Below are 21,432 nucleotides of genomic sequence, written 5' to 3'. Positions count from 1 at the left end.
TTTAAGCATTGATGGCAAGCCTAGATCCTCGGCCAGAACAAATCCGTCAAAATAGTCAAAATCGGACTTTGCTGCTGATCTGTCATGCCAGAGCTAAACAAGCACTTGCACTTTTCTTATAGAAAGGATGATGATGATGGCGCTTTTGATCAGTTATTACATCTTGCTGAATATTTACGGCTTTTATTTAATGGGAGCAGATAAAAATAAAGCTAAAAAGGGACAATGGAGAATTAAAGAAAGCAATCTTTGGCTTATTGGCTTCATTGGGGGAGCGGTCGGGCTGACAATTGGAATGAACGCGTTCAGGCACAAAACGAAGCATCAATCTTTTGTTGTCGGTCTGCCTGCTTTAATGATTATTCATCTCGTCCTGTTCGGCTATTTTTTATATAAGATGTCATAATCCTCCATTGAATTAGATACAATTTAGTACACACGATTCTCACAAAAAGTCATCTTATGAACTGCACGAAAGAGGTGAGGACAATCGATCTTGCAACTTCTGCAGTCGTTTCAACGGTTCAGTCAACAGGCTTTCTAGCCCCGCTTTTTTTTATCTTTATGCACATTTTAAGGCAATTTTTATTCATTCCTGTAGTTGTCATCTGCATCATTGGCGGAATTTTATTCGGCACTCAATTTGGGACCTTTTATTCCATTATTGGCCTTACTGTCGCAAGCATAAGTTTTTATACCCTATCAAAACAATTTCCTTCTTTTTTGGAGCGTTTTTCAGGGTTAAAGAAAAAATGGCTTGGAAACTATACAAGACTTTCTGTAGGGCAAATTATTGTTCTCAGAATGATCCCGTTCGTTAACTTTTCCATTTTATCGTTATGTATCCTTGATCGGTCGACTTCATTTAAAGACTACGCAAAGCTTTCTTTTTGGACTCATATACCTGCAGCTTTTTGTTTTACATCCTTCGGGGCATACTTTGGGAAATTCTCTCTTGTTACAACAATTGTATTAATTGGAACGCTGATTTTATTTGTCTATTTGCTGAGAGAAAAAAGAGTAATTATTAAATGGCATGATTTTTTTGCAAAAACCATGCAAAAGCCGTGACCTCTGTCACGGCTTTTGGCTTTTTAACAAGAATTCTTTCACGGGACTTTTCCAATTAAGAGCAGCATGAGGATATCGTTCCCTCACTTTTTCTTCTACAAATTCAAAATCAGAGAGGGAGAGCCCTTGAAGTTTACTTAGGGTGCCGGTCCAAATAAAGATGGATACAACCTCAAACGCCTGATCTGTTGTTCCAAGGTATTTCTCGCCTTCGAACAAAACACCCTTGTAAGTTAACAAGAAGTTTTTGCGCACGTTGTCACGTTCATCAAGCAGAAAAAACTGCTTTTTTTCTTGTGCAAGCTCAAGCCTCCGCTTGGGATTCAGCACATATTTTGCAAGGGAATATAGGACAAAGACAAAAAGAACAAGCAAAAGTAATCGTAACAGGATTACTATCATGGCAGTGCCTCCCAAACGTATTTTGTTACAATACGATTGAAGCATTCATAAGGTTTCAGTTTTTTTATGTATGATTAAATTTTTTTGAAGTAAACAAGTGTAAGTGGTAAACTTGGCGGAGTATAGGAGTGATGAACAGTGAATTTTTTGAAATTGTTTGAGATGCAGAAGAACCTTGATTTGAAAATTGAAAAACAGCACGGCCTGGAAGAGGAACCGCTGCTTGAAAAGAAAATTTTAGCTTTGCTAGTTGAAGTTGGCGAACTTGCCAATGAAACAAGGTGCTTTAAATTTTGGAGTTTAAAACCTCCAGCTGAAACAAGCGTCATTCTTGAGGAGTATGTAGATGGCATACATTTCATTTTATCGCTTGGAATTGAGATTGGCATGACAGAGGGGTATGAATTTGAATTGCTCGATGAGGAAATTTCTTTAACAGCACATTTTGTTCATGTATATGAAAAGATAGCGCAGTTTGAAAAAAGCCATTCTGAAGCACACTATCTTGAAATGTTTCAGCAGTACCTTTTGCTTGGAAAAGTTCTTGGATTTTCGGCTGAAGAAGTTGAGACTGCTTATGTTAAAAAGAATGAAGTAAACCATGATCGTCAAAAACAGGGCTATTAAGATTTTGAATTACTTTCCAGCGTTTAGTATAATAGGAAATAGTAAAAGAGGGAGGTAAATGAATGGCGAAATTAGATGAAACACTGCAGATGCTGAAAGATTTAACAGATGCAAAAGGCATTCCCGGCAATGAAAGAGAGCCGAGAGAAGTCATGAAGAAATACATAACGGCATATGCCGATGAGGTTACGACAGATGGTCTTGGGAGCTTAATCGCCAAAAAAACAGGCAAAGAAGGCGGCCCGAAAATTATGGTTGCCGGCCACTTAGATGAAGTTGGCTTTATGGTCACGCAAATTGATGATAAAGGATTTCTTCGTTTTCAGACGGTAGGCGGATGGTGGTCACAGGTTATGCTTGCACAGCGTGTGACGATCACTACAAAAAAAGGGGATGTTACAGGTGTTATCGGTTCTAAACCGCCGCACATCCTTCCTCCTGAAGTGAGAAAAAAACCGGTCGACATTAAAGATATGTTTATTGATATAGGGGCATCAAGCCGTGAAGAAGCAATGGAGTTCGGTGTCTTGCCTGGAGATCAAATCGTCCCGTATTTTGAATTTACGGTTATGAACAATCAAAAGATGCTGCTTGCGAAAGCGTGGGATAACCGCATCGGCTGTGCAATTGCAATTGATGTCCTAAAAGGACTGAAAGATGCTGAACATCCAAACGTTGTATATGGTGTGGGTACGATTCAAGAAGAAGTAGGGCTTCGCGGAGCACGTACGTCGGCACATGCGATACAGCCTGATATTGGATTTGGCGTTGATGTTGGAATCGCTGGTGATACACCAGGAATTTCAGAGAAAGAAGCATCAAGTAAAATGGGTGAAGGTCCGCAAATTATTCTTTATGACGCATCAATGGTGTCTCATAAAGGATTGCGTGATTTTGTTGTCGGTGTTGCCGATGAACTCAGCATCCCATATCAATTTGACGCGATTGCAGGCGGAGGAACAGATTCAGGCGCAATCCATATGACAGCGAATGGTGTTCCTGCTCTTTCCATTACGATTGCTACTAGATATATCCACTCTCATGCTGCCATGCTGCATCGGGATGATTATGAAAATGCAGTGAAATTAATTACTGAGGTTATTAAACGTTTAGACGAAGACACCGTTAAAACGATTACCTTTGATTAAATAACATAAAAATGCTGGGCAGTCTGCCCAGCATTTATTTCTTCTTTAAACCTTCTTCAAGAATCGTCAGCATTTCATTTTTCTCATCTTCGCTGGAATTCTGCCAGATCACTTCGAACAGAACGCCTAAGCCAGGAAGCATTTTTTCTTCGCCGTTTTGAATCGCATCTACAATCGTATCCTCAAGCTGACCTTGGTCATTGCCTGATACATTTGAGATAATGGCATTTCTTAGATTTAAATCCAACATAATCACTCCACATCATATAATATTTACCTATCTATATCCTGTGTTAGTTTGTGTTTTTTATGTATGTTTTATAAGATATAATAAAGAAAAGTGATATCGCCCGTTTAACTCAGACAGATAGATAAAGCTCAGCTATAAAAGCCCGGTTATGACTTTTATGGCGAAGTCTTTTGGCAGTGCAGCTGGACAAAAGATAAAAGCAGAATATTAAAAGATCCAATAATTAAATAGATGAAAAGCAGCTATAAAGGAGCAGTACTCGTGAAACGAATTGAATCTGTACAAAATCAAAAGGTAAAGCAGTGGCGTAAATTACATACCAAAAAAGAACGAGACACAACGAATACATTTTTAATTGAAGGCTTGCATTTAGTAGAAGAAGCCTTAAAAGATAAATCAGTGATTAAAGAATTGATCATTTCAGAAGAAGCATCCATTCCATCTCATTGGAATGCGGATGATCTGCCGATTATATATGTAACGAAAGAAATCATGAAAGCTATCTCTGAAACAGAATCGCCACAGGGTGCAGCTGCAGTCTGTTTTCAATCAGAAAAGCACGAAATCAGTGCCTGGAAAAAGGTCGTGCTGATAGATGCCATTCAGGACCCGGGCAATCTGGGAACAATCATCAGGACTGCAGATGCAGCAGGGATGGATGGAGTCATTCTTGGAGACGGAACTGTGGATGCATACAATTCAAAGGTTGTCCGTTCCAGTCAGGGATCAATTTTTCATATTCCAATTGTAAAAAGAAAATTGAATGAGGCAATCTCAGAGCTTAAACTGCAAAATGTCTCTATATACGGAACCTCGCTTCAAAATGGTGTTGATTACCGCAAAACCGAAGCAGCAGCTTCATTTGGTCTGCTTATTGGCAATGAGGGAAGCGGAGTAAATAAAGAATATCTACAGCTCACTGATCAAAATCTGTACATTCCGATTCTAGGAAAAGCAGAATCCTTAAATGCAGGAATTGCAGCAGGCATTCTTTTGTATCATTGTATAGGGGATCAATAAGAACGGGATTTTATCAACTCCTAATATATTGCGGCGGGTCCGGCTAATAAATCAGCCTTTTTGCTAAATTTAAAACAAAACGGATGAATTAATAAAAAATAGGCTGCATCAAAAAAATGAACGGCTAAAATAACTCCAAAATCCGCTAAATAAAACGGAATTTCCGCTAGAAAATATGAAGTTTTGGCTAATAAAACTCCAAATTCGGCTAATTGTTCATCCCAATCTGAGCTGAATTGGCAGTTATATTAGAGATTTTAGATGGCATGCCGCTTTTCGCGGTTTTGTCCAGTTCCATCGCCCAACTCCTCGGCCAGAAAGGATCCGCCAGTAAAGTCAAAAAGCGCCTTTTCTGTCGGATCCTTATCTGTCTGTCGGAGCTAAACGGCGATTCCGCTTTTCGAGATGTCCAGCTTCACCTCCTAGCCCCTCGGCCAGAACAAAATCCCCCAAAAAGTCAAACCCGGACTTTTCGGGTGATTTCTTATCTGTCTGCCCGAGTCTGATCAGTCGGTTCCGCTTTTCGGTGTTGTCCAGCTCCATCACCCAGCTCCTCGGCCAGAACGGATCCGCCAGTAAAGTCAAAAAGCGCCTTTTCTGTCGGATCCTTATCTGTCTGTCGGAGCTAAACGGCGATTCCGCTTTTCGAGATGTCCAGCTTCACCTCCTAGCCCCTCGGCCAGAACAAAATCCCCCAAAAAGTCAAACCCGGACTTTTCGGGTGATTTCTTATCTGTCTGTCGGGTCTGATCAGTCGGTTCCGCTTTTCGGTGTTGCATGAACATATTCTTTTCATTATAATAAGATACAGTTACATACTCTAACAGCGATGATAGAGAAGAGTAGTTTACGGGAGCGTCAATCAGGGAGAAAATGCCGGTGACTGAGAGCATTTTTTTGACAGCAGTAAATGAATTCACCTCTTTAGCTGGCATCAGGACCATTCGGTTTTTGAATGTAAAGATGTTCCGGATCAATTCCGTTATCTTAGAACGAAGTGAACAGCTGTTTCTTTTTGGGCTGTTAACAAGGGTGGTACCGCGATATTCAACTCGTCCCTTTTTGGGGCGGGTTTTTTATTTTGGAAAAAAATGAGCAATCATTTGAAATAAAGGAGGAAACAGCATGCAGGAGCAACTGAAACAGCTTCAGTTAGAAGCACTTGAAAAAATACAAACTGCTAATGATTTAAAAAGCCTGAATGACATCCGTGTCTCATACTTAGGCAAAAAAGGACCGATTACAGAAGCGCTTCGCGGTATGGGAAAACTATCTGCAGAAGAGCGTCCGTTAATGGGTGCCCTTGCAAATGAGGTCCGCGAAAGCATTGCAACAAGCATTGCAGCAAAACAGGAGGGACTGGAGGAAGCTGCGGTTGAGGAAAAATTGGCAGCAGAAACAATCGATGTAACTCTTCCTGGACGCCCGGTCCGATCTGGAAACCATCATCCTATCACAGCTGTTATTGAGGAAATTGAAGATCTTTTCCTCGGAATGGGCTATTCAGTAGAAGAAGGCCCTGAAGTTGAAACGGATTATTTTAACTTTGAAGCATTGAACCTTCCTAAAGGACATCCTGCCCGGGATATGCAGGATTCATTCTACATTACAGATGAAACGCTGCTTCGTACACACACATCCCCTGTTCAGGCTAGAACGATGCAAAAGTATAAAGGGCAAGGTCCTGTTAAAATTATTTGTCCGGGTAAAGTGTACCGCCGCGACAACGACGATGCGACACATTCTCATCAATTCACTCAAATTGAAGGGTTAGTGATTGATGAAAACATCAGCATGAGCGATTTAAAAGGAACACTGGAAGCCTTTGCTAAAAAGATGTTTGGTGAGGACAGAGAAATTCGTTTGCGCCCAAGTTTCTTCCCATTTACAGAGCCTTCAGTCGAGATTGATGTTTCATGCTTTGCATGCGGAGGACATGGATGCAATGTATGTAAGGGCACTGGCTGGATTGAAATTTTAGGTGCAGGAATGGTTCATCCGAACGTGCTTGAAATGGCTGGATTTGACTCGAAAAAATACAGCGGATTTGCATTTGGAATGGGACCTGAGCGCATTGCCATGCTGAAATACGGCATTGACGATATTCGCCACTATTACACAAATGATGTACGATTCTTAAAACAATTTAAAAGAGCATAAAAGGAGGTTTACCGATGTTTGTTTCATATAAATGGCTGCAGAATTACGTTGATCTCAGCGGAATATCAGCAGAAGAACTGGCAGAAAAAATCACTAGAAGCGGGATTGAAGTAGAAGGAGTTGAAGCACTGAACGAGGGTATGAGCGGTGTTGTCATCGGTCAAGTTCTTGAAAAAGAACAACACCCTAATGCAGATAAACTGAACAAATGTTTAGTCGATGTCGGGGGAGAACTGCCTGTACAAATCATTTGCGGTGCTGCAAATGTCGATAAAGGCCAAAAAGTAGCAGTTGCAACTGTGGGTGCAGTTCTTCCTGGAAACTTTAAGATTAAAAAAGCTAAGCTGCGCGGTGAAGAATCAAACGGAATGATTTGTTCTCTTCAGGAGCTCGGAATTGAGTCGAAGCTTGTGGCAAAAGAATTTTCTGAAGGGATTTTTGTTTTCCCGAATGACGTTCAGCCAGGTGCAGATGCTCTAGCTGAGCTGAGCCGTGATGATCAGATTCTTGAACTGGGGTTAACTCCGAACCGTTCAGATTGCTTAAGCATGCTTGGTGTTGCACATGAGGTAGCTGCGATTTTAGGAAGAAGTGTCACATATCCTGATCTTACACATGAGGAAGCTTCTGAAAAGGCATCAGATTTTATTTCTGTAACCGTAAAGGCCAAAGAAGAGAATCCTTTATATGTTGCTAAAGTGATCCGCAATGTACGAATTGCTCCATCACCTCTTTGGCTTCAAACAAGGTTAATGGCTGCAGGAATTCGTCCGCACAATAATGTTGTGGATATTACCAACTATGTATTAATCGAATACGGTCAGCCTTTGCATGCCTTTGACTATGACCGCTTAGGTTCAAAAGAAATTCTTGTTCGCCTTGCTGAAGCAGGGGAAGAAATCATTACATTAGATGGACAGAAACGTGTTCTTACTCCTGAACACCTTGTGATAACAAATGGGAAAGAGCCTGTTGCTCTAGCAGGCGTGATGGGTGGAGAAAATTCTGAAGTTCATTCAGATACAACAACGATCCTGCTTGAGTCTGCGTACTTCAACGGTCAAACCGTCCGCAAAGCTTCCAAGGATCATGGGCTGCGCAGTGAAGCTAGTGCACGTTTTGAAAAGGGCGTTGATCCAAACCGTGTCCGCGCTGCAGCAGAACGTGCAGCACAATTAATGATGGAGCTTGCAGGCGGAGAAGTATTAAATGGATCTTCAGAAGTGAACTACTTAGAAGCAGAGCCTGCTGTTGTCAGCATTCATGCGGATAAAATCAACAAAGTGCTCGGCATGAACATTTCAGTAAATGAAATTCAGTCGATCTTCACTCGTCTTGGCTTTGAAGTAAAGGAAGATAACGGAACGTTTACGGTTACTGTTCCGACAAGACGCGGAGACATTACGATTGAAGAAGATTTAATTGAAGAAGTAGCAAGACTGTATGGCTATGATAATATTCCATCAACATTCCCGGTCAGCGCTTCTTCACCAGGCAGACTGACTGAATATCAGTCAAACCGCCGCAAAGCACGCCGTTATCTGGAAGGAGCAGGCTTGTACCAGGCGATTACGTATTCTTTAACAAGTGAAGAAAAAGCATCTCAATTTGCTCTTGAAGCATCAGATTATACTCGTCTTGCTATGCCGATGAGCGAAGAGCGAAGCGTCCTCCGCTTAAGCTTGGTTCCGCATTTGCTGGAAACGCTGAAATACAATCTTGCTCGTCAAAATGACCAAGTAGCGCTTTATGAAATGAGTTCGGTTTTCATTTCAAATGGAGCAGGCGAACAGCCTGTTGAAAAAGAACGACTAAGCGGTGCTATTACTGGTTTGTGGCATTTAAATCAATGGCAGGGAGAAAAGAAGCCTGTTGATTTCTATGTAGTAAAAGGAATTCTTGATGGATTGTTTGATGTCCTTGGGCTGAAAGAGCAAATCATATACAAACAAGCTAAGCGCGATGGGCTGCATCCTGGACGTACGGCAGAAATCTTGCTAAATGGGATCACTGCCGGATTCATCGGCCAAGTTCATCCAAAGCTTCAAAAACAAATGGATCTAACTGAAACATATGTATTTGAACTTGCTTTACAGCAGCTGCTGGAGGCGAATCTGGAAGAATTAAAGTTTTCTGTGATCCCTCGCTTTCCTTCAATGACACGGGATATTGCCCTTGTTGTTGACAGAGAAATTGTCGCAGGCGATCTTAAAGAAACGATTTCTGAAGCAGGCGGAAAGCTTCTAAAAGAAGTGTCTGTATTCGATCTATATGAAGGCGATAAACTGGAAGAAAATAAAAAGTCTCTCGCCTTCTCTCTGCGCTATTTCGACCCGGAGCGCACATTAACGGATGAAGAAGTAACGAAAGCTCATGAAAAAGTGCTTCGTGCAGTTGAAGAGAAATACGCAGCTGTGCTGAGAGGTTAATGAATGAAGTGAAAAGCAGTGAAATCTAATGAGATTTCACTGCTTTTTTGCATTCAGTTTTTCTCAGTAACGTCTCTGATAGACTGATAAAGTATGTCAGTCATCTCGTCCAATTCCTCTTTTGCAGCTGCAAGCGGCGGCATAAACACAATGACATTTCCCAGTGGTCTGAGGAGCATGCCGAGCTCTCTAGCACGTCTGCAGACTTTAACTCCCACCCTGTCCTTCCAATCAAACGGCTCGGCTGTATCCTTATCCCTTACTAATTCTATCCCGATCATAAATCCTTTTTGCCGAATATCACCCACGTGGGCTAATTGTGAAAAAGCTGTTAATTGACTTGCCAGATATTCTGACATGATCTCCACTTCCTGTATTAAATTCCGCTTCTCTATTAATTCAAGATTTGCAATGGCAACAGCACACCCTAAAGGGTTTCCGGTGTAACTGTGGCCATGGAAAAACGTTTTTTGCTCCTCATAGTCTCCTAAAAATGCAGTGTAAATCTCTTCAGAAGCAACTGTAATTGCGACAGGGAGATATCCGCCTGTCAATCCTTTTCCGGCTGTTAAAAAATCAGGAGTTACATGTTCGTGCTCACATGCAAACATTTTCCCTGTTCTGCCAAACCCCGTAGCGACTTCATCCGCTATCATAAGAACCTCATATTTGGTACAAAGCTCTCTCACGCCTCTCAGATAACCTTCAGGCATCACAATAATTCCGCTTGCACCTTGTACAATTGGTTCAATAATCAGAGCAGCAATTTCATCAGAACGCTGTGCCAACAGAGTCTCTAACTCTTTTAACAATTCATGAACGATGACTGTTTCAGAATTGCCGTATGGTGAACGGTATACCGTTGGATAAGGAATTTTAATGCAGTCAAAAAGCAGGGATGAATAGGCTTTATGAAACAGGTCGATGGCTCCCACTGAAACCGCGCCAATCGTATCTCCATGATAAGCTTCCTTCATAGTGATAAATTGTCTCTTAGTTTCTTTTCCTTTATGCTGCCAGTATTGAAAGGCCATTTTAACAGCAATCTCTACAGAAGTTGCACCTGAGTCTGAATAAAACACTTTGCTGAGGCCATCTGGCATAAGTTTAATGACTTTTTCAGCCAAAAGAATGGCAGGAACATTGGCCATTCCAAGCAGGGTGGAGTGTGCTACTTTATCCAGCTGCTGAGTGATAGCTTCATTTAATTCTCTTACATTGTGGCCGTGCACATTTAACCAGATGGAAGAGACGCCATCCCAATAGTCTTTGCCGTTTACGTCAATTAGTTTTAGGCCTTTTCCTTCAGCGATAATAACAGGCTGATCCTCTATGTAATCTTTCATTTGGGTAAAAGGATGCCAAATATATTGCTTGTTCTTAGCTGCCAGTTCTTCGTAGGTGATTTCAGTGAGTGCCGGACTTTTATACATGGTTTGCCCCCTTCTAAGAATATTGTTATAACTCTATCGTATAGACCGCAAACAACATATGTCAACTAAAAAAATAATTAAGTTGACATATATGTTTTGCTGCAGATAAAATAAAGACAAATAGAAGGAAAGGAAGAAAAAGGATGAAGCGTTCGCTGTCGGTTTATTCCATTTCAGTTGTATCAATGTTTGCAGCTTTAACAGCAGTAGGAGCATTTATTAAAATACCGATGCCTGTTATTCCATTTACATTGCAGATTCTATTTGTCTACCTTGCAGGTGCTCTGCTGGGCAGCAAGCTTGGATCAATGAGTCAATGTCTTTATATTGCAATCGGACTTTCCGGACTGCCGGTATTTTCAAACGGTGGAGGGCTTTCCTATATTTTTCAGCCGACATTCGGTTATTTAATGGGATTTGCTGCCGCCAGTTTTGTCATTGGCTATATCCTTGAGAGATGCAATCAGCCGAAGCTGAAGCATTTTCTGTTCGCCCATTTTACTGGTCTTATCATTGTGTATTTGTTCGGCGTAGGCTATTTATATCTCTCGTTAAACACCTGGATTGGAACAGGCATTTCTTTTGGTGCAGCATTTTACAGCGGTTTTTTGCTGAGTATATTCGGCGACTTGCTTCTTTGTTTTGGAGCATCGCTATTAGCATTAAGATTGTATAAATCTGTGCGCAGGCCGTTAGAAAAAGGTCAAGTATCCTATTTTGGGGCAGCTAAAGGATGAGCGGAGTATTTGTTACAGGCACAGACACAGGCATTGGCAAAACGTTTGTAACGGCGTATTTACTCGGAATTCTTCAGCGTTCCGGTATAAAAGCCGTACCGTACAAACCAGTTCAAAGTGGCGGAAGGCGGGAGGAGGGTATTCTTGTCGCAGAGGATATTGAAGAATATCGTCTGGCTGCAAATCTGCCCTACCAGCAAGAAGAGCTTTGTACATACTGTCTGGAAGAACCCGTGTCACCCCATTTAGCCGCAAAAATATCAGGTGTTAAAATCGATAAGAACCGTTTGGTCAATCAATATCTCAAGCTTCAAAAGGAAAATGATCTTGTGATCGTAGAAGGTGCAGGCGGTCTCGCAGTCCCTATTGCTGAAAATGAAGATGAAATCTATTTAACGAAAGATCTAATTAAAGAGCTCGACATTCCTGTCCTGATTGTCACTCATCCCTCGCTTGGAACGATAAATCATTCATTGCTGACAGCAGAATATGCAAAGAAAAATGATATATCGATCCTTGGATTTATCATCAACAATGTGTCTGAGGAAGAGTCTTTAATGGAACAGGACAATGTGCGGATGATTGAAATCTTGAGCGGGGTGCCTGTGATTGGGAAAATTCCATACTCGAAGGGAAAGTTTGAAAGTCTATTAAATAGAGAGTCTCTTATTTCCTTGGAACAAATCGTGAAAAAACAGCGGCAAAATCATTGAGATTTTGCCGCTGTTTTTATGAGGTTTCATCTATCCTTTTTTTCTTGCAGCCAATTTTTTTGCTTTGTCTGTATTGGCAAAATGAAACTTTGTTAAGCTTTTTAATGTGCTTTCCCCTTTTTTCACAATTATTGCTGCTGCAGCTTCGTCAACCTTCGCTCCAGCCCCTTTAGGAAGTGTCATGCCGGCTTTTTCAGACAGACGATCCATCTCCTTAAGGAAGGCGTATCTTGCCAAAATAGAAGCAGCTGCAACCGCAAGGTGTATTCCTTCTGCTTTTGTGCTGAAAAAAGTATTTTCTTTACGGTAGGAATTTCCGCTAAGATGCTTGAAATAGATGGAAGGCTCTGCAAATTGATCGATCAGCACAGCTTCCGGCACTTCCGGCTCAATTTTGTCGTAAAGTTTGTTGATTGCCTGATTATGAAGGATAGCCTTCATTTTCCCTTGTGACATACCAGTGCTCTGCAGCTGATTGTATTTTTCATTATGCAGGACCAGCAGACTGTAGGGTACGATAGACAGCAGATTTTTGGCAATGGCTGTAATTTGTTTATCATTTAAATGCTTCGAATCTTTTACGCCTAATTCCTGAAGCAGCGGAATCTGCTCTTTTTTCACATAGGCTGCAACCACGGTGATCGGGCCGAAGAAATCACCGGTTCCGACTTCATCCGATCCTATGATGGAGAGAGAGGATATGTTGGCCGGCGGACTAAAAACAGTAAGTGGCTTCGAAGTTTTCTTAGTAGTCTTTTGCTCAGGCTTAGACCACTTTTCTGCTTCTTCCGCTGCCAGATTACCTTGAAACAGAACTTTTCCTGACTTATAGGCAGTAATGGTACATCCATTTGATTTAGCGGTAAATACTGCACCCGGCGGGAGCTTTGTGCCCAAATCCGAAGAGTAGTAGGATTTCATTTTCAGGATGGTCGGCTGATCGATTTTAATAACGGCATTGGACAAGAGATGACACCTCTTTTAAAATAATGATTGATACTAGATATTGATCGGCATTATCTTTTCATTATACTAGATATCATGTTATGATAAAGATTAGGATTCTCAAGAATGGAGGATTTTTCGTTGGATAACCACTCAAAAAAGAAAACGACAGTTGATATATATGGACAGCAATTTTCAATAGTAGGCACGGAAAGCACAAGTCATGTGCGCCTGGTGGCTTCTATTGTTGATGATAAAATGCGTGAAATCAGCAGCAAAAGTCCTAATCTTGATATTAATAAGCTGGCAGTCTTAACTGCAGTGAATGTTGTGCATGACTATTTAAAATTAAGAGATGAATTTGAAAAACTAGAGAAACAAATCATAGAAAAGGATTGACGCGGTAAATGCTTGATATTGCACTTTTCATCATCCTGGCAATGGGCCTATTAGTCGGAATAAAACGCGGCTTTATTCTTCAATTCATACATCTTACTGGGTTTATCATCGCCTATATTGTAGCATATAAATACTTTGGTGTTTTGGCGCCAAAGTTAGAGCTGTGGGTTCCATACCCAACGCTTGGCGAGAGCGGATCGGCTATTTCCTTTTTTACAGGCGGAAATCTTGAAGATGCCTACTATAGAGCCGTAGCGTTTGTCATTTTATTTATCGGCACAAAGATCTTGATGCAAGTAGTAGGATCTATGCTTGATTTTGTTACATACCTTCCAATCCTTAAACAGCTGAATAAATGGGCTGGCGCCATTTTGGGATTTCTTGAAATCTATTTAATTCTTTTTATCTTGCTGTTTATTGGCGGGCTGCTTCCGGTTCCGGAAGTACAGTCAGCAATGGGGGATTCAGGACTTGCAAAAGTAATCGTTCATCACACGCCGTATTTTTCTGATAAAGTTCAGGAATTATGGCTGCAATACGCACCGAATTAACTTCTCCTCCAATTAGGAGAAGTTTTTTTGGTAAAAAGCCCTTTATCTCTTCTGTTGTACTTTTGCTGAAAAAATTTGTATCATTTTAAATGAACCAAGATAGATGGAAAAACGACTTGACCCGAGGTGAAGGAACAATGTGCGTACATAAAAAAGATGTGATTAAATTACTTGAATATATAGCTGTACACATGGAACTAAAAGGAGAAAATCCATTTAAGATTGCTGCTTTCCGCAAAGCTGCCAATGCACTCGAAACAGATGAGCGGAGCTTGTCTTCAATTGAGGATTTTACAAAAATCGCAGGAATCGGAAAAGGAACAGCTGCGGTTATCACTGGGTTTATTCAAACAGGCAAATCTGAAACTCTTGAGCAGCTTCAGTCAGAAGTTCCGCAAGGGCTGATTCCATTGTTGAAACTCCCAGGACTTGGCGGCAAAAAAATTGCAAAGCTCTATAAAGAGCTTGGGGTAACGGACGTTGAATCTCTAAAAAAAGCTTGTCTTGAAGAAAAGGTTCAGAGTCTTGCCGGATTCGGGAAAAAAACAGAAGAAAAAATTCTTGCTGCGATTGCTGAAATTGGAACGCGTCCTGAAAGGCTGCCGTTATCATTTGCTCTGCCGATTGCAGAGGAAATTGAGACGTATTTGGAATCGTGTGAAGAGGTTCAAAAGTACAGCAGGGCAGGCAGTCTCAGACGAATGAGAGAGACCGTCAAAGATTTGGATTTTATTATCGCAACGGAACACCCCCAGTATGTCAGAGATCAGCTCATAAAAATCCCTAATCTCTCTGAAATCATTGCAAACGGAGACACAAAGGTCTCTGTTCAGCTGCAATATGAATATGAAATCGGTGTAGATTTTCGTTTAGTTACTCTTGATGAATTTGCTACCACACTTCATCATTTTACCGGTTCAAAGGATCACAACGTAAAAATGCGGCAGCTTGCAAAGGAACGCGGCGAAAAAATAAGCGAATATGGTGTGGAAAATAGTGAGACAGGTGAAATCACAACTTTTTCAACAGAAGAAGAATTTTACGCTCACTTTGATCTTCCTTTCTTTCCGCCTGAAATCCGAGAAGACGGAACAGAAGTAGAAAAATACCTGAAGGAGACCAAGCTGATATCTGCCGATGATATAAAAGGCGATCTTCATATGCACTCAACTTGGAGCGATGGAGCTTTTACAATCAGTGAAATGGCAGAAGCGTGCAGAATGCGCGGGTATGAGTATATGGCTATTACGGATCATTCCCAGTATCTTAAAGTGGCAAATGGCCTGACTCCTGAACGATTGAAAGCTCAGCGGGATGAGATTGACAAATTAAATGAACAATATGAGGATTTTAAAATCTTTGCAGGAGTTGAAATGGACATTCTGCCGGATGGCACTCTTGATTATGATGATGAAGTATTAGAAGGCATGGACTTTGTCATTGCATCCATTCATTCCAGCTTTTCTCAATCACAGGAGATCATTATGCAGCGCCTGAAGACGGCTCTTGAAAGTCATCATGTGGATATGATCGCACACCCTACAGGCAGACTAATAGGCAAGAGAAACGGATATGAGCCGGATGTTGAGATGCTGATTCAGCTTGCAAAAGAAACGAATACTGTTTTAGAGCTGAATGCAAATCCGAACAGATTGGATTTGAGTGCTGAGCACATTAAAAAAGCACATGAATCAGGTGTAAAACTTGCAATTAATACAGATGCACATAATATAGACATGCTTGAAGATATGAAAACAGGTGTTTCAACAGCAATTAAAGGATGGGTGAAAGCAGAGAACGTAATCAATACTTGGGATCTGAATCAACTGCAATCCTTTTTTAACAGGCATAATAAATAGCCTAAATGACAGCAAGGAGGCTGTATACCGTGCAGCAGCGTGTGTTTAAAGTATTAGAATTAAATAAAGTTAAAGAACAGCTTCTAAAGCATATATCTTCTTCTTTAGCAAAGGGAAAAGTGGAGAAGCTTGTTCCATCCACTGATTATGATGAGGTAAGGAAATGGCAGGAGCAGACTGATGAGGCTGCAAAAGTCCTAAGGCTGAAAGGCAATGCTCCCCTAGGCGGTCTCGTTGATATTCGCCAAAGCATTAAACGGTCTCAAATCGGCGGAATGCTGAATCCGCATGAGCTGATGGAGATTGCCGGAACTCTTTATGCAGGCAAGCACATGAAACGGTTTATTGAGGACATGGTGGAAAATGGAATTGACATCCCTCATTTGGACGGATTCGCGGCTGAAATTCAGCCACTGCAGGAGTTAGAACAGCACATTCTTCACTGTATTGGTGATAATGGAGAGGTTCTGGACGGAGCAAGCGATGCTCTTCGATCAATCCGGACATCATTAAGAACAACAGAGTCCAGGGTTAGAGAAAAGCTTGAGTCGATGATCCGGTCCTCATCTGCTCAAAAAATGCTTTCTGACGCGATTATTACCATACGTAATGACAGGTATGTGATTCCTGTTAAGCAGGAATACCGTTCAGCATACGGAGGTATTGTCCATGATCAGTCTTCATCAGGAGCAACCTTATTCATCGAGCCTCAGGCAGTGGTTGACTTAAACAACACGCTTCAGCAGGCGCGCATGAAAGAGAAAATCGAAATTGACCGCATTTTAACAGAAATTACTGTGAAAGTGGCTGAAGAAGCTGATCCCCTTTATATTAATGTGGAAGCGCTGAGCGAAATGGATTTTATGTTTACGAAAGCAGCGTACGCAAAAAAAATAAAAGCTTCAAAGCCAGAAATGAATAACAGCGGAAGAATTAAGCTGTTTAAAGCAAGACATCCGCTTTTGAATGCCGAGGAAGTTGTCGCAAATGACATTGAACTTGGCAGTGAATTTACGACAATTGTTATAACAGGTCCGAATACAGGCGGAAAAACAGTAACCCTTAAAACGGTCGGTCTATTTACATTGATGGCGCAATCCGGCCTGCAGATTCCATCTCTTGACGGTTCTGAAATGGCTGTATTTGAAAATGTATATGCTGATATCGGAGACGAACAGTCAATTGAACAAAGCTTAAGTACGTTTTCTTCTCACATGGTAAACATTGTTGATATTTTAAAACGCGTTGACAATAACAGCCTCGTCCTATTCGATGAGCTGGGTGCAGGAACAGATCCGCAGGAAGGAGCTGCACTTGCTATCTCCATTTTGGATGAAGTTCATCATCGCGGGGCAAGAGTGATCGCCACAACGCATTATCCTGAACTGAAAGCATACGGATATAACCGTGAAGGTGTTGTCAATGCAAGTGTTGAATTCAATATTGAAACATTAAGCCCCACATATAAGCTTTTAATCGGCGTTCCCGGCCGAAGCAATGCATTTGAAATTTCAAAGCGGCTAGGTCTTATGCAAACTGTCATAGACCGAGCAAAATCTCATATGAGTGCAGAGAGCAATGAAGTAGATTCAATGATTGCTTCGCTTGAAGAGAGCAAAAAACGCTCTGACACAGAGCTTACTGAAGCAGAACAGCTGCGCAAAGATGCAGAAAAGCTTCATTCAGAGCTGCAAAATCAAATTCTTTCTTTTAACGAAGAGCGCGATAAGCTTTACGAACAGGCAGAAAAGAAAGCGGCAGAAAAAGTGGAAGCTGCAAAAGCGGAAGCAGACTCCATTATCCGCGAATTAAGAAAGATGCAAAAAGAAAACCGGACAGGTATTAAAGAACATGAATTAATCGAAGCCAAAAAACGTCTTGAAGAAGCGGTGCCTGAGTTTGAAAAAAGCAGCAAGCAGCCAAAAAGCAAGCCGCAGAAGCATCAGTATGCAGAGGGCGATGAAGTGAAAGTCATCAGCTTCAACCAAAAAGGGCATCTGCTGTCAAAAGTAGGCGGCCAAGAATGGCAGGTGCAAATCGGCATTCTGAAAATGAAGGTGAAAGAAGATGATCTGCAGTACATCAGCAGACCTAAGCCTGTTGAAACCAAGCCTCTTGCAATGGTAAAAGGCAAGGATTATCATGTCTCCCTCGAACTTGATTTAAGAGGCGAACGGTATGAGAATGCTCTTCTCAGAGTAGAAAAATATATGGACGATGCTGTGCTCGCCGGCTATCCGAGAATTTCAATTATTCACGGCAAAGGGACTGGAGCACTTCGAACAGGAGTGCAGGAATACTTGAAAAAGCATAGAAACGTTAAGAGCACCCGGTACGGGGAATCCGGCGAGGGCGGTTCAGGCGTTACGATTGTTGAATTAAAATAATCGAAATATGGGAGATTAGAAATGAATCAATTTTGGGAGAATGAATTCGTTCAGACAGCAGCGTATTTTAGCGTAGTCATCTTATGCATTGTTGTGTTTTTGACCATTTTTGAACTGGTGACGAAATATAATAACTGGGAAGAAATTCAAAAAGGGAATCTTGCAGTTGCAATGACGACGGGCGGAAAGATATTTGGAATTGCCAATGTGTTCCGTTTTTCAATTGGGCAGCATGATACCCTGCTTGAGATGGTTGGCTGGGGGATGTTTGGCTTCATATTATTGCTTTTTGGCTATTTTATCTATGAGTTTTTAACGCCTAAATTCAGAATAGATGATGAAATTCAAAATGACAATCGTGCGGTAGGCTTTATTTCAATGGTGATTTCAATTGGTCTATCCTACGTTATCGGCGCAGGCATTTAAGGGGAGAAAACAGTGGAAACATTAGCAAAAGTACTGTTTGGAGTATGCGGTTTGTTTATTGTAATAGGCATTATCTTTATGGTTTTTTTCGCTTGAAAAATTTAATATTATGAAGAAAATCCGGATTTCATGACATGAATCCGGATTTTTTTAAATAAGATATGTATAAAGTTCTTCGCATTCATGGTAAGCCGATGCGCCCAACTCCTCGGCCAAAACAAATCCGCGGGAAAAGTCAAACCAAGGCTTTCCTGCCGGCTAAACGGGCGTTTGCGCTTTTATTAATCCATTTAAAATAATTCAAAAACATTCTATATTCTAAATATAACTTTGGTATACTTTCTTTATAAGCCAAAAGTCATAATGGCGACAAAGGGAGGAAATGAAATGGAAGTTCAAAAACCTTGGCTTCATCTATATCCTGAAGAAATACCTCATTATGCTGAAATTGACAACAAGCCTCTTCAATCTTATCTCGCACAAGCAGCACAAGAATTTCCGACAAAAACAGCTATTCACTTTTTAGGCAAGGAACTGACTTTTACAGAGATTTATGAACAATCTTTAAAACTTGCAGGCTACCTCCAGGAACTTGGATTAAAGAAAGACGAAAGAGTATCCATTATGCTCCCGAATTGTCCACAGGCAGTGATTGCTTACTATGGAATCTTATTTGCGGGAGGTATTGTCGTTCAAACAAATCCTCTGTACATGGAAAGGGAGCTTGAGTATCAACTGAATGATTCTGATGCGAAATACATCATTACACTTGATCTCCTTTACCCAAAAGTCTCAAAAATGAAAGCGCTGACAAGCATTGAGCATATTATTGCAACAAGCATAAAAGATTATCTCCCTTTCCCGAAAAATCTTCTGTACCCTTTTGTGCAGAAAAAGCAAAATCAAATCGTGGTAAAAATAGAGCACAGCGGACACACGCATTTATTCAAAGAAATCATGAAACGGCAGCACACGTCTATTGAGGAAATAGAAACAAATCCTAAAGAGGATATTGCCTTGCTGCAGTATACAGGAGGAACAACCGGTTTTCCAAAAGGAGTTATGCTGACGCATGAAAATCTGGTTGCAAATACGTCCATGTGCTCATCCTGGATGTATAAATGCAAACGCGGAGAAGAATCCGTGCTTGGCATATTGCCGTTTTTCCATGTTTACGGGATGACAGCGGTTATGAACCTATCGATTATGCAAGGCTTTAAAATGATCCTGCTTCCCAAATTCGATGCGACAGATACGCTTAAAGCTATTGATAAATTAAAACCGACACTGTTCCCGGGAGCTCCTACTATTTATATTGCATTACTAAATCATCCGGATCTGAAAAACTATGATCTTTCATCCGTGGAATCGTGTATAAGCGGATCAGCTCCTCTTCCGGCAGAAGTTCAGGAGAAATTCGAGCGCGAAACTGGCGGTAAGCTTGTGGAAGGATACGGCTTGTCAGAAGCATCCCCTGTTACGCACTCCAACTTCCTCTGGTCGCACCGGAAAAAAGGAAGCATCGGTGTGCCATGGCCTAATACAGACTCTATTATTCTGTCTTTTGAAACAGGCAAGCAGGCAAAATACAATGAGCTTGGAGAAATTGCTGTGAGAGGTCCGCAGGTTATGAAAGGGTATTGGAAAAAACAAGAGGAAACTGATGCCGTATTAAGAGACGGCTGGCTTTTAACCGGTGACATTGGCTATATGGACGAAGAAGGATATTTCTATATCGTTGACCGGAAAAAAGATATGATTATCGCCGGGGGATTCAATATTTATCCGCGTGAAATCGAAGAGGTTTTATATGAGCACGAAAAAGTGCAGGAAGTAGTAGTAGCCGGTATTCCCGATCCTTACCGGGGAGAAACGGTGAAGGCATATATCGTTTTAAAAGAAGGGGCTGTGGCGACTGAGCAGGAATTTGATGAATTTGCCCGCAAGCATATGGCAGCTTACAAGATCCCAAGAATCTATGAATTCCGCAAAGAGCTGCCAAAAACAGCAGTCGGAAAAATTTTGAGGCGCTCACTTGTAGAAGAAGAAAAAGAAAAACTGAAAAATGCCAATTAATCAGAAAACCGTTTATATAAATGGCCTTATTCAATAAAATGAAGAGCAATAAGAATAGAAAATATAAAAGAACCATCTCATCCTATTGCTGAGATGGTTCATTTCATCTATCATAATGTAGATAAAATCATCTTTCTTCTTGACAGATGGATGATGTAATTTTATGATTAAATTATGAATGATTATTCATTCAGTTTGAAGGGACGATTTGATATTGAAACAGAAAAGACCAAAATATCTCCAAATTATAGATGCAGCTGCCATTGTCATCGCTGAAAACGGCTATCATCATGCACAGGTTTCAAAGATTGCCAAGCAGGCGGGAGTCGCAGACGGAACCATTTATCTTTATTTTAAGAATAAAGAAGACATCCTGATTTCCTTGTTTCAGGAAAAAATGGGCGTATTTATCGAAAAAATTCAACAAGAAATAGCAGGAAAGGACACGGCGGCGGAGAAGTTATACATGTTGATAGAAAAACATTTTTCTCTTTTAGCCGAAGATCATCATCTTGCCATCGTTACCCAGCTTGAACTCAGGCAGTCAAATAAAGAATTGCGCCTGAGAATCAACGAGGTTCTGAAAGGATATTTAAATATTCTTGATTCGATTATTCAAACAGGAAAAGAAACATCCGAATTCAGTGAAGCCCTGGATATTCGCTTAGCGAGGCAGATGATATTTGGAACCATTGATGAAACGGTGACAACATGGGTCATGAATGATCAGAAATATGATTTAACTGCACTTGCAGGAAGCGTTCATGAACTCATGATCAAAGGCTGCGGAAGGGTTTAA

General features: G+C 41.1%; 20 protein-coding genes and 1 other annotated feature. Of the genes, 16 read left to right on the top strand and 4 right to left on the bottom strand.

The window, feature by feature from the left end; all coding sequences use genetic code 11:
• Positions 1 to 136 precede the first annotated feature (136 nt).
• Together LIT25_20020 and LIT25_20015 are read left to right on the top strand one after the other, a co-directional pair.
• On the top strand, positions 137 to 406 hold the full coding sequence (locus LIT25_20020; protein USK32849.1) for a DUF1294 domain-containing protein: 270 nt from the start codon (positions 137 to 139) through the stop codon (positions 404 to 406).
• A gap of 56 nt (positions 407 to 462) precedes the next feature.
• The gene (locus LIT25_20015) at positions 463 to 1,071 is read left to right on the top strand and encodes a VTT domain-containing protein (GenBank protein ID USK32848.1); all 609 of its coding nucleotides are present in this window, start codon (positions 463 to 465) and stop codon (positions 1,069 to 1,071) included.
• Between the two features lie 6 nt (positions 1,072 to 1,077).
• Here LIT25_20015 and LIT25_20010 read toward each other — a convergent pair whose 3' ends face one another.
• Positions 1,078 to 1,473: a sigma-w pathway protein ysdB gene (locus LIT25_20010; GenBank protein USK32847.1), complete on the bottom strand. Its 396-nt coding sequence runs from the start codon at positions 1,471 to 1,473 to the stop codon at positions 1,078 to 1,080.
• Positions 1,474 to 1,611: 138 nt separating this feature from the next.
• On the opposite strand from LIT25_20010, the gene LIT25_20005 reads away from it, so the two are divergent.
• Complete coding sequence (locus tag LIT25_20005; protein USK32846.1) at positions 1,612 to 2,100, top strand: dUTP diphosphatase; 489 nt, start codon at positions 1,612 to 1,614, stop codon at positions 2,098 to 2,100.
• 62 nt (positions 2,101 to 2,162) lie between these two features.
• Positions 2,163 to 3,248, top strand: coding sequence for a M42 family metallopeptidase (locus LIT25_20000; GenBank protein USK32845.1), 1,086 nt, complete (start codon positions 2,163 to 2,165; stop codon positions 3,246 to 3,248).
• A gap of 34 nt (positions 3,249 to 3,282) precedes the next feature.
• On the opposite strand, the gene sspI is transcribed toward LIT25_20000, so the two are convergent.
• Positions 3,283 to 3,495, bottom strand: a complete 213-nt coding sequence (gene sspI, locus LIT25_19995) for a small acid-soluble spore protein SspI (protein ID USK36348.1) — start codon at positions 3,493 to 3,495, stop codon at positions 3,283 to 3,285.
• A gap of 264 nt (positions 3,496 to 3,759) precedes the next feature.
• On the opposite strand from sspI, the gene LIT25_19990 reads away from it, so the two are divergent.
• From LIT25_19990 to pheT, 3 genes are all read left to right on the top strand, one after another.
• The gene (locus LIT25_19990; GenBank protein USK32844.1) at positions 3,760 to 4,518 is read left to right on the top strand and encodes an RNA methyltransferase; all 759 of its coding nucleotides are present in this window, start codon (positions 3,760 to 3,762) and stop codon (positions 4,516 to 4,518) included.
• Between the two features lie 820 nt (positions 4,519 to 5,338).
• Positions 5,339 to 5,581 (top strand) — a binding site (T-box leader).
• Between the two features lie 62 nt (positions 5,582 to 5,643).
• Positions 5,644 to 6,678 carry a phenylalanine--tRNA ligase subunit alpha gene (gene pheS / locus LIT25_19985; protein ID USK32843.1) on the top strand — a complete coding sequence of 345 codons (1,035 nt, stop codon included), beginning with the start codon at positions 5,644 to 5,646 and terminating at the stop codon, positions 6,676 to 6,678.
• 14 nt (positions 6,679 to 6,692) lie between these two features.
• The gene (gene pheT / locus LIT25_19980) at positions 6,693 to 9,107 is read left to right on the top strand and encodes a phenylalanine--tRNA ligase subunit beta (protein ID USK32842.1); all 2,415 of its coding nucleotides are present in this window, start codon (positions 6,693 to 6,695) and stop codon (positions 9,105 to 9,107) included.
• Between the two features lie 53 nt (positions 9,108 to 9,160).
• On the opposite strand, the gene bioA is transcribed toward pheT, so the two are convergent.
• Entirely contained in the window at positions 9,161 to 10,540 is a 1,380-nt protein-coding gene (gene bioA / locus LIT25_19975) for an adenosylmethionine--8-amino-7-oxononanoate transaminase (GenBank protein ID USK32841.1), read from the bottom strand.
• A 143-nt stretch (positions 10,541 to 10,683) separates the two neighbouring features.
• Here bioA and LIT25_19970 point away from each other — a divergent pair, with 143 nt between their 5' ends.
• Entirely contained in the window at positions 10,684 to 11,277 is a 594-nt protein-coding gene (locus LIT25_19970; protein USK32840.1) for a biotin transporter BioY, read from the top strand.
• Positions 11,274 to 11,990: a dethiobiotin synthase gene (bioD, locus tag LIT25_19965; GenBank protein USK32839.1), complete on the top strand. Its 717-nt coding sequence runs from the start codon at positions 11,274 to 11,276 to the stop codon at positions 11,988 to 11,990. The genes LIT25_19970 and bioD overlap by 4 nt, the downstream gene beginning before the upstream one ends.
• A 30-nt stretch (positions 11,991 to 12,020) precedes the next feature.
• Here bioD and rnhC read toward each other — a convergent pair whose 3' ends face one another.
• Entirely contained in the window at positions 12,021 to 12,956 is a 936-nt protein-coding gene (gene rnhC / locus LIT25_19960) for a ribonuclease HIII (protein USK32838.1), read from the bottom strand.
• A gap of 105 nt (positions 12,957 to 13,061) precedes the next feature.
• Between rnhC and zapA the strand changes: the two genes are divergently transcribed.
• From zapA to LIT25_19925, 7 genes are all read left to right on the top strand, one after another.
• Entirely contained in the window at positions 13,062 to 13,334 is a 273-nt protein-coding gene (zapA, locus tag LIT25_19955; protein USK32837.1) for a cell division protein ZapA, read from the top strand.
• Positions 13,335 to 13,342: 8 nt separating this feature from the next.
• Positions 13,343 to 13,885 carry a CvpA family protein gene (locus tag LIT25_19950; protein ID USK32836.1) on the top strand — a complete coding sequence of 181 codons (543 nt, stop codon included), beginning with the start codon at positions 13,343 to 13,345 and terminating at the stop codon, positions 13,883 to 13,885.
• Between the two features lie 137 nt (positions 13,886 to 14,022).
• Positions 14,023 to 15,744 carry a DNA polymerase/3'-5' exonuclease PolX gene (gene polX / locus LIT25_19945; protein USK32835.1) on the top strand — a complete coding sequence of 574 codons (1,722 nt, stop codon included), beginning with the start codon at positions 14,023 to 14,025 and terminating at the stop codon, positions 15,742 to 15,744.
• Positions 15,745 to 15,773: 29 nt separating this feature from the next.
• Positions 15,774 to 18,131, top strand: coding sequence for an endonuclease MutS2 (locus tag LIT25_19940; GenBank protein ID USK32834.1), 2,358 nt, complete (start codon positions 15,774 to 15,776; stop codon positions 18,129 to 18,131).
• 21 nt (positions 18,132 to 18,152) lie between these two features.
• On the top strand, positions 18,153 to 18,557 hold the full coding sequence (locus LIT25_19935) for a DUF350 domain-containing protein (GenBank protein USK32833.1): 405 nt from the start codon (positions 18,153 to 18,155) through the stop codon (positions 18,555 to 18,557).
• A 387-nt stretch (positions 18,558 to 18,944) separates the two neighbouring features.
• On the top strand, positions 18,945 to 20,633 hold the full coding sequence (locus tag LIT25_19930) for an AMP-binding protein (GenBank protein ID USK32832.1): 1,689 nt from the start codon (positions 18,945 to 18,947) through the stop codon (positions 20,631 to 20,633).
• 214 nt (positions 20,634 to 20,847) lie between these two features.
• Positions 20,848 to 21,432, top strand: coding sequence for a TetR family transcriptional regulator (locus LIT25_19925; protein USK32831.1), 585 nt, complete (start codon positions 20,848 to 20,850; stop codon positions 21,430 to 21,432).

Source organism: Bacillus sp. F19, from assembly GCA_023823795.1.
Lineage (GTDB): Bacteria > Bacillota > Bacilli > Bacillales > Bacillaceae > Bacillus_P.
The sequence above is the reverse complement of the archived record's forward strand: the minus strand, read 5'-3'. Positions and strand labels throughout refer to the sequence as shown.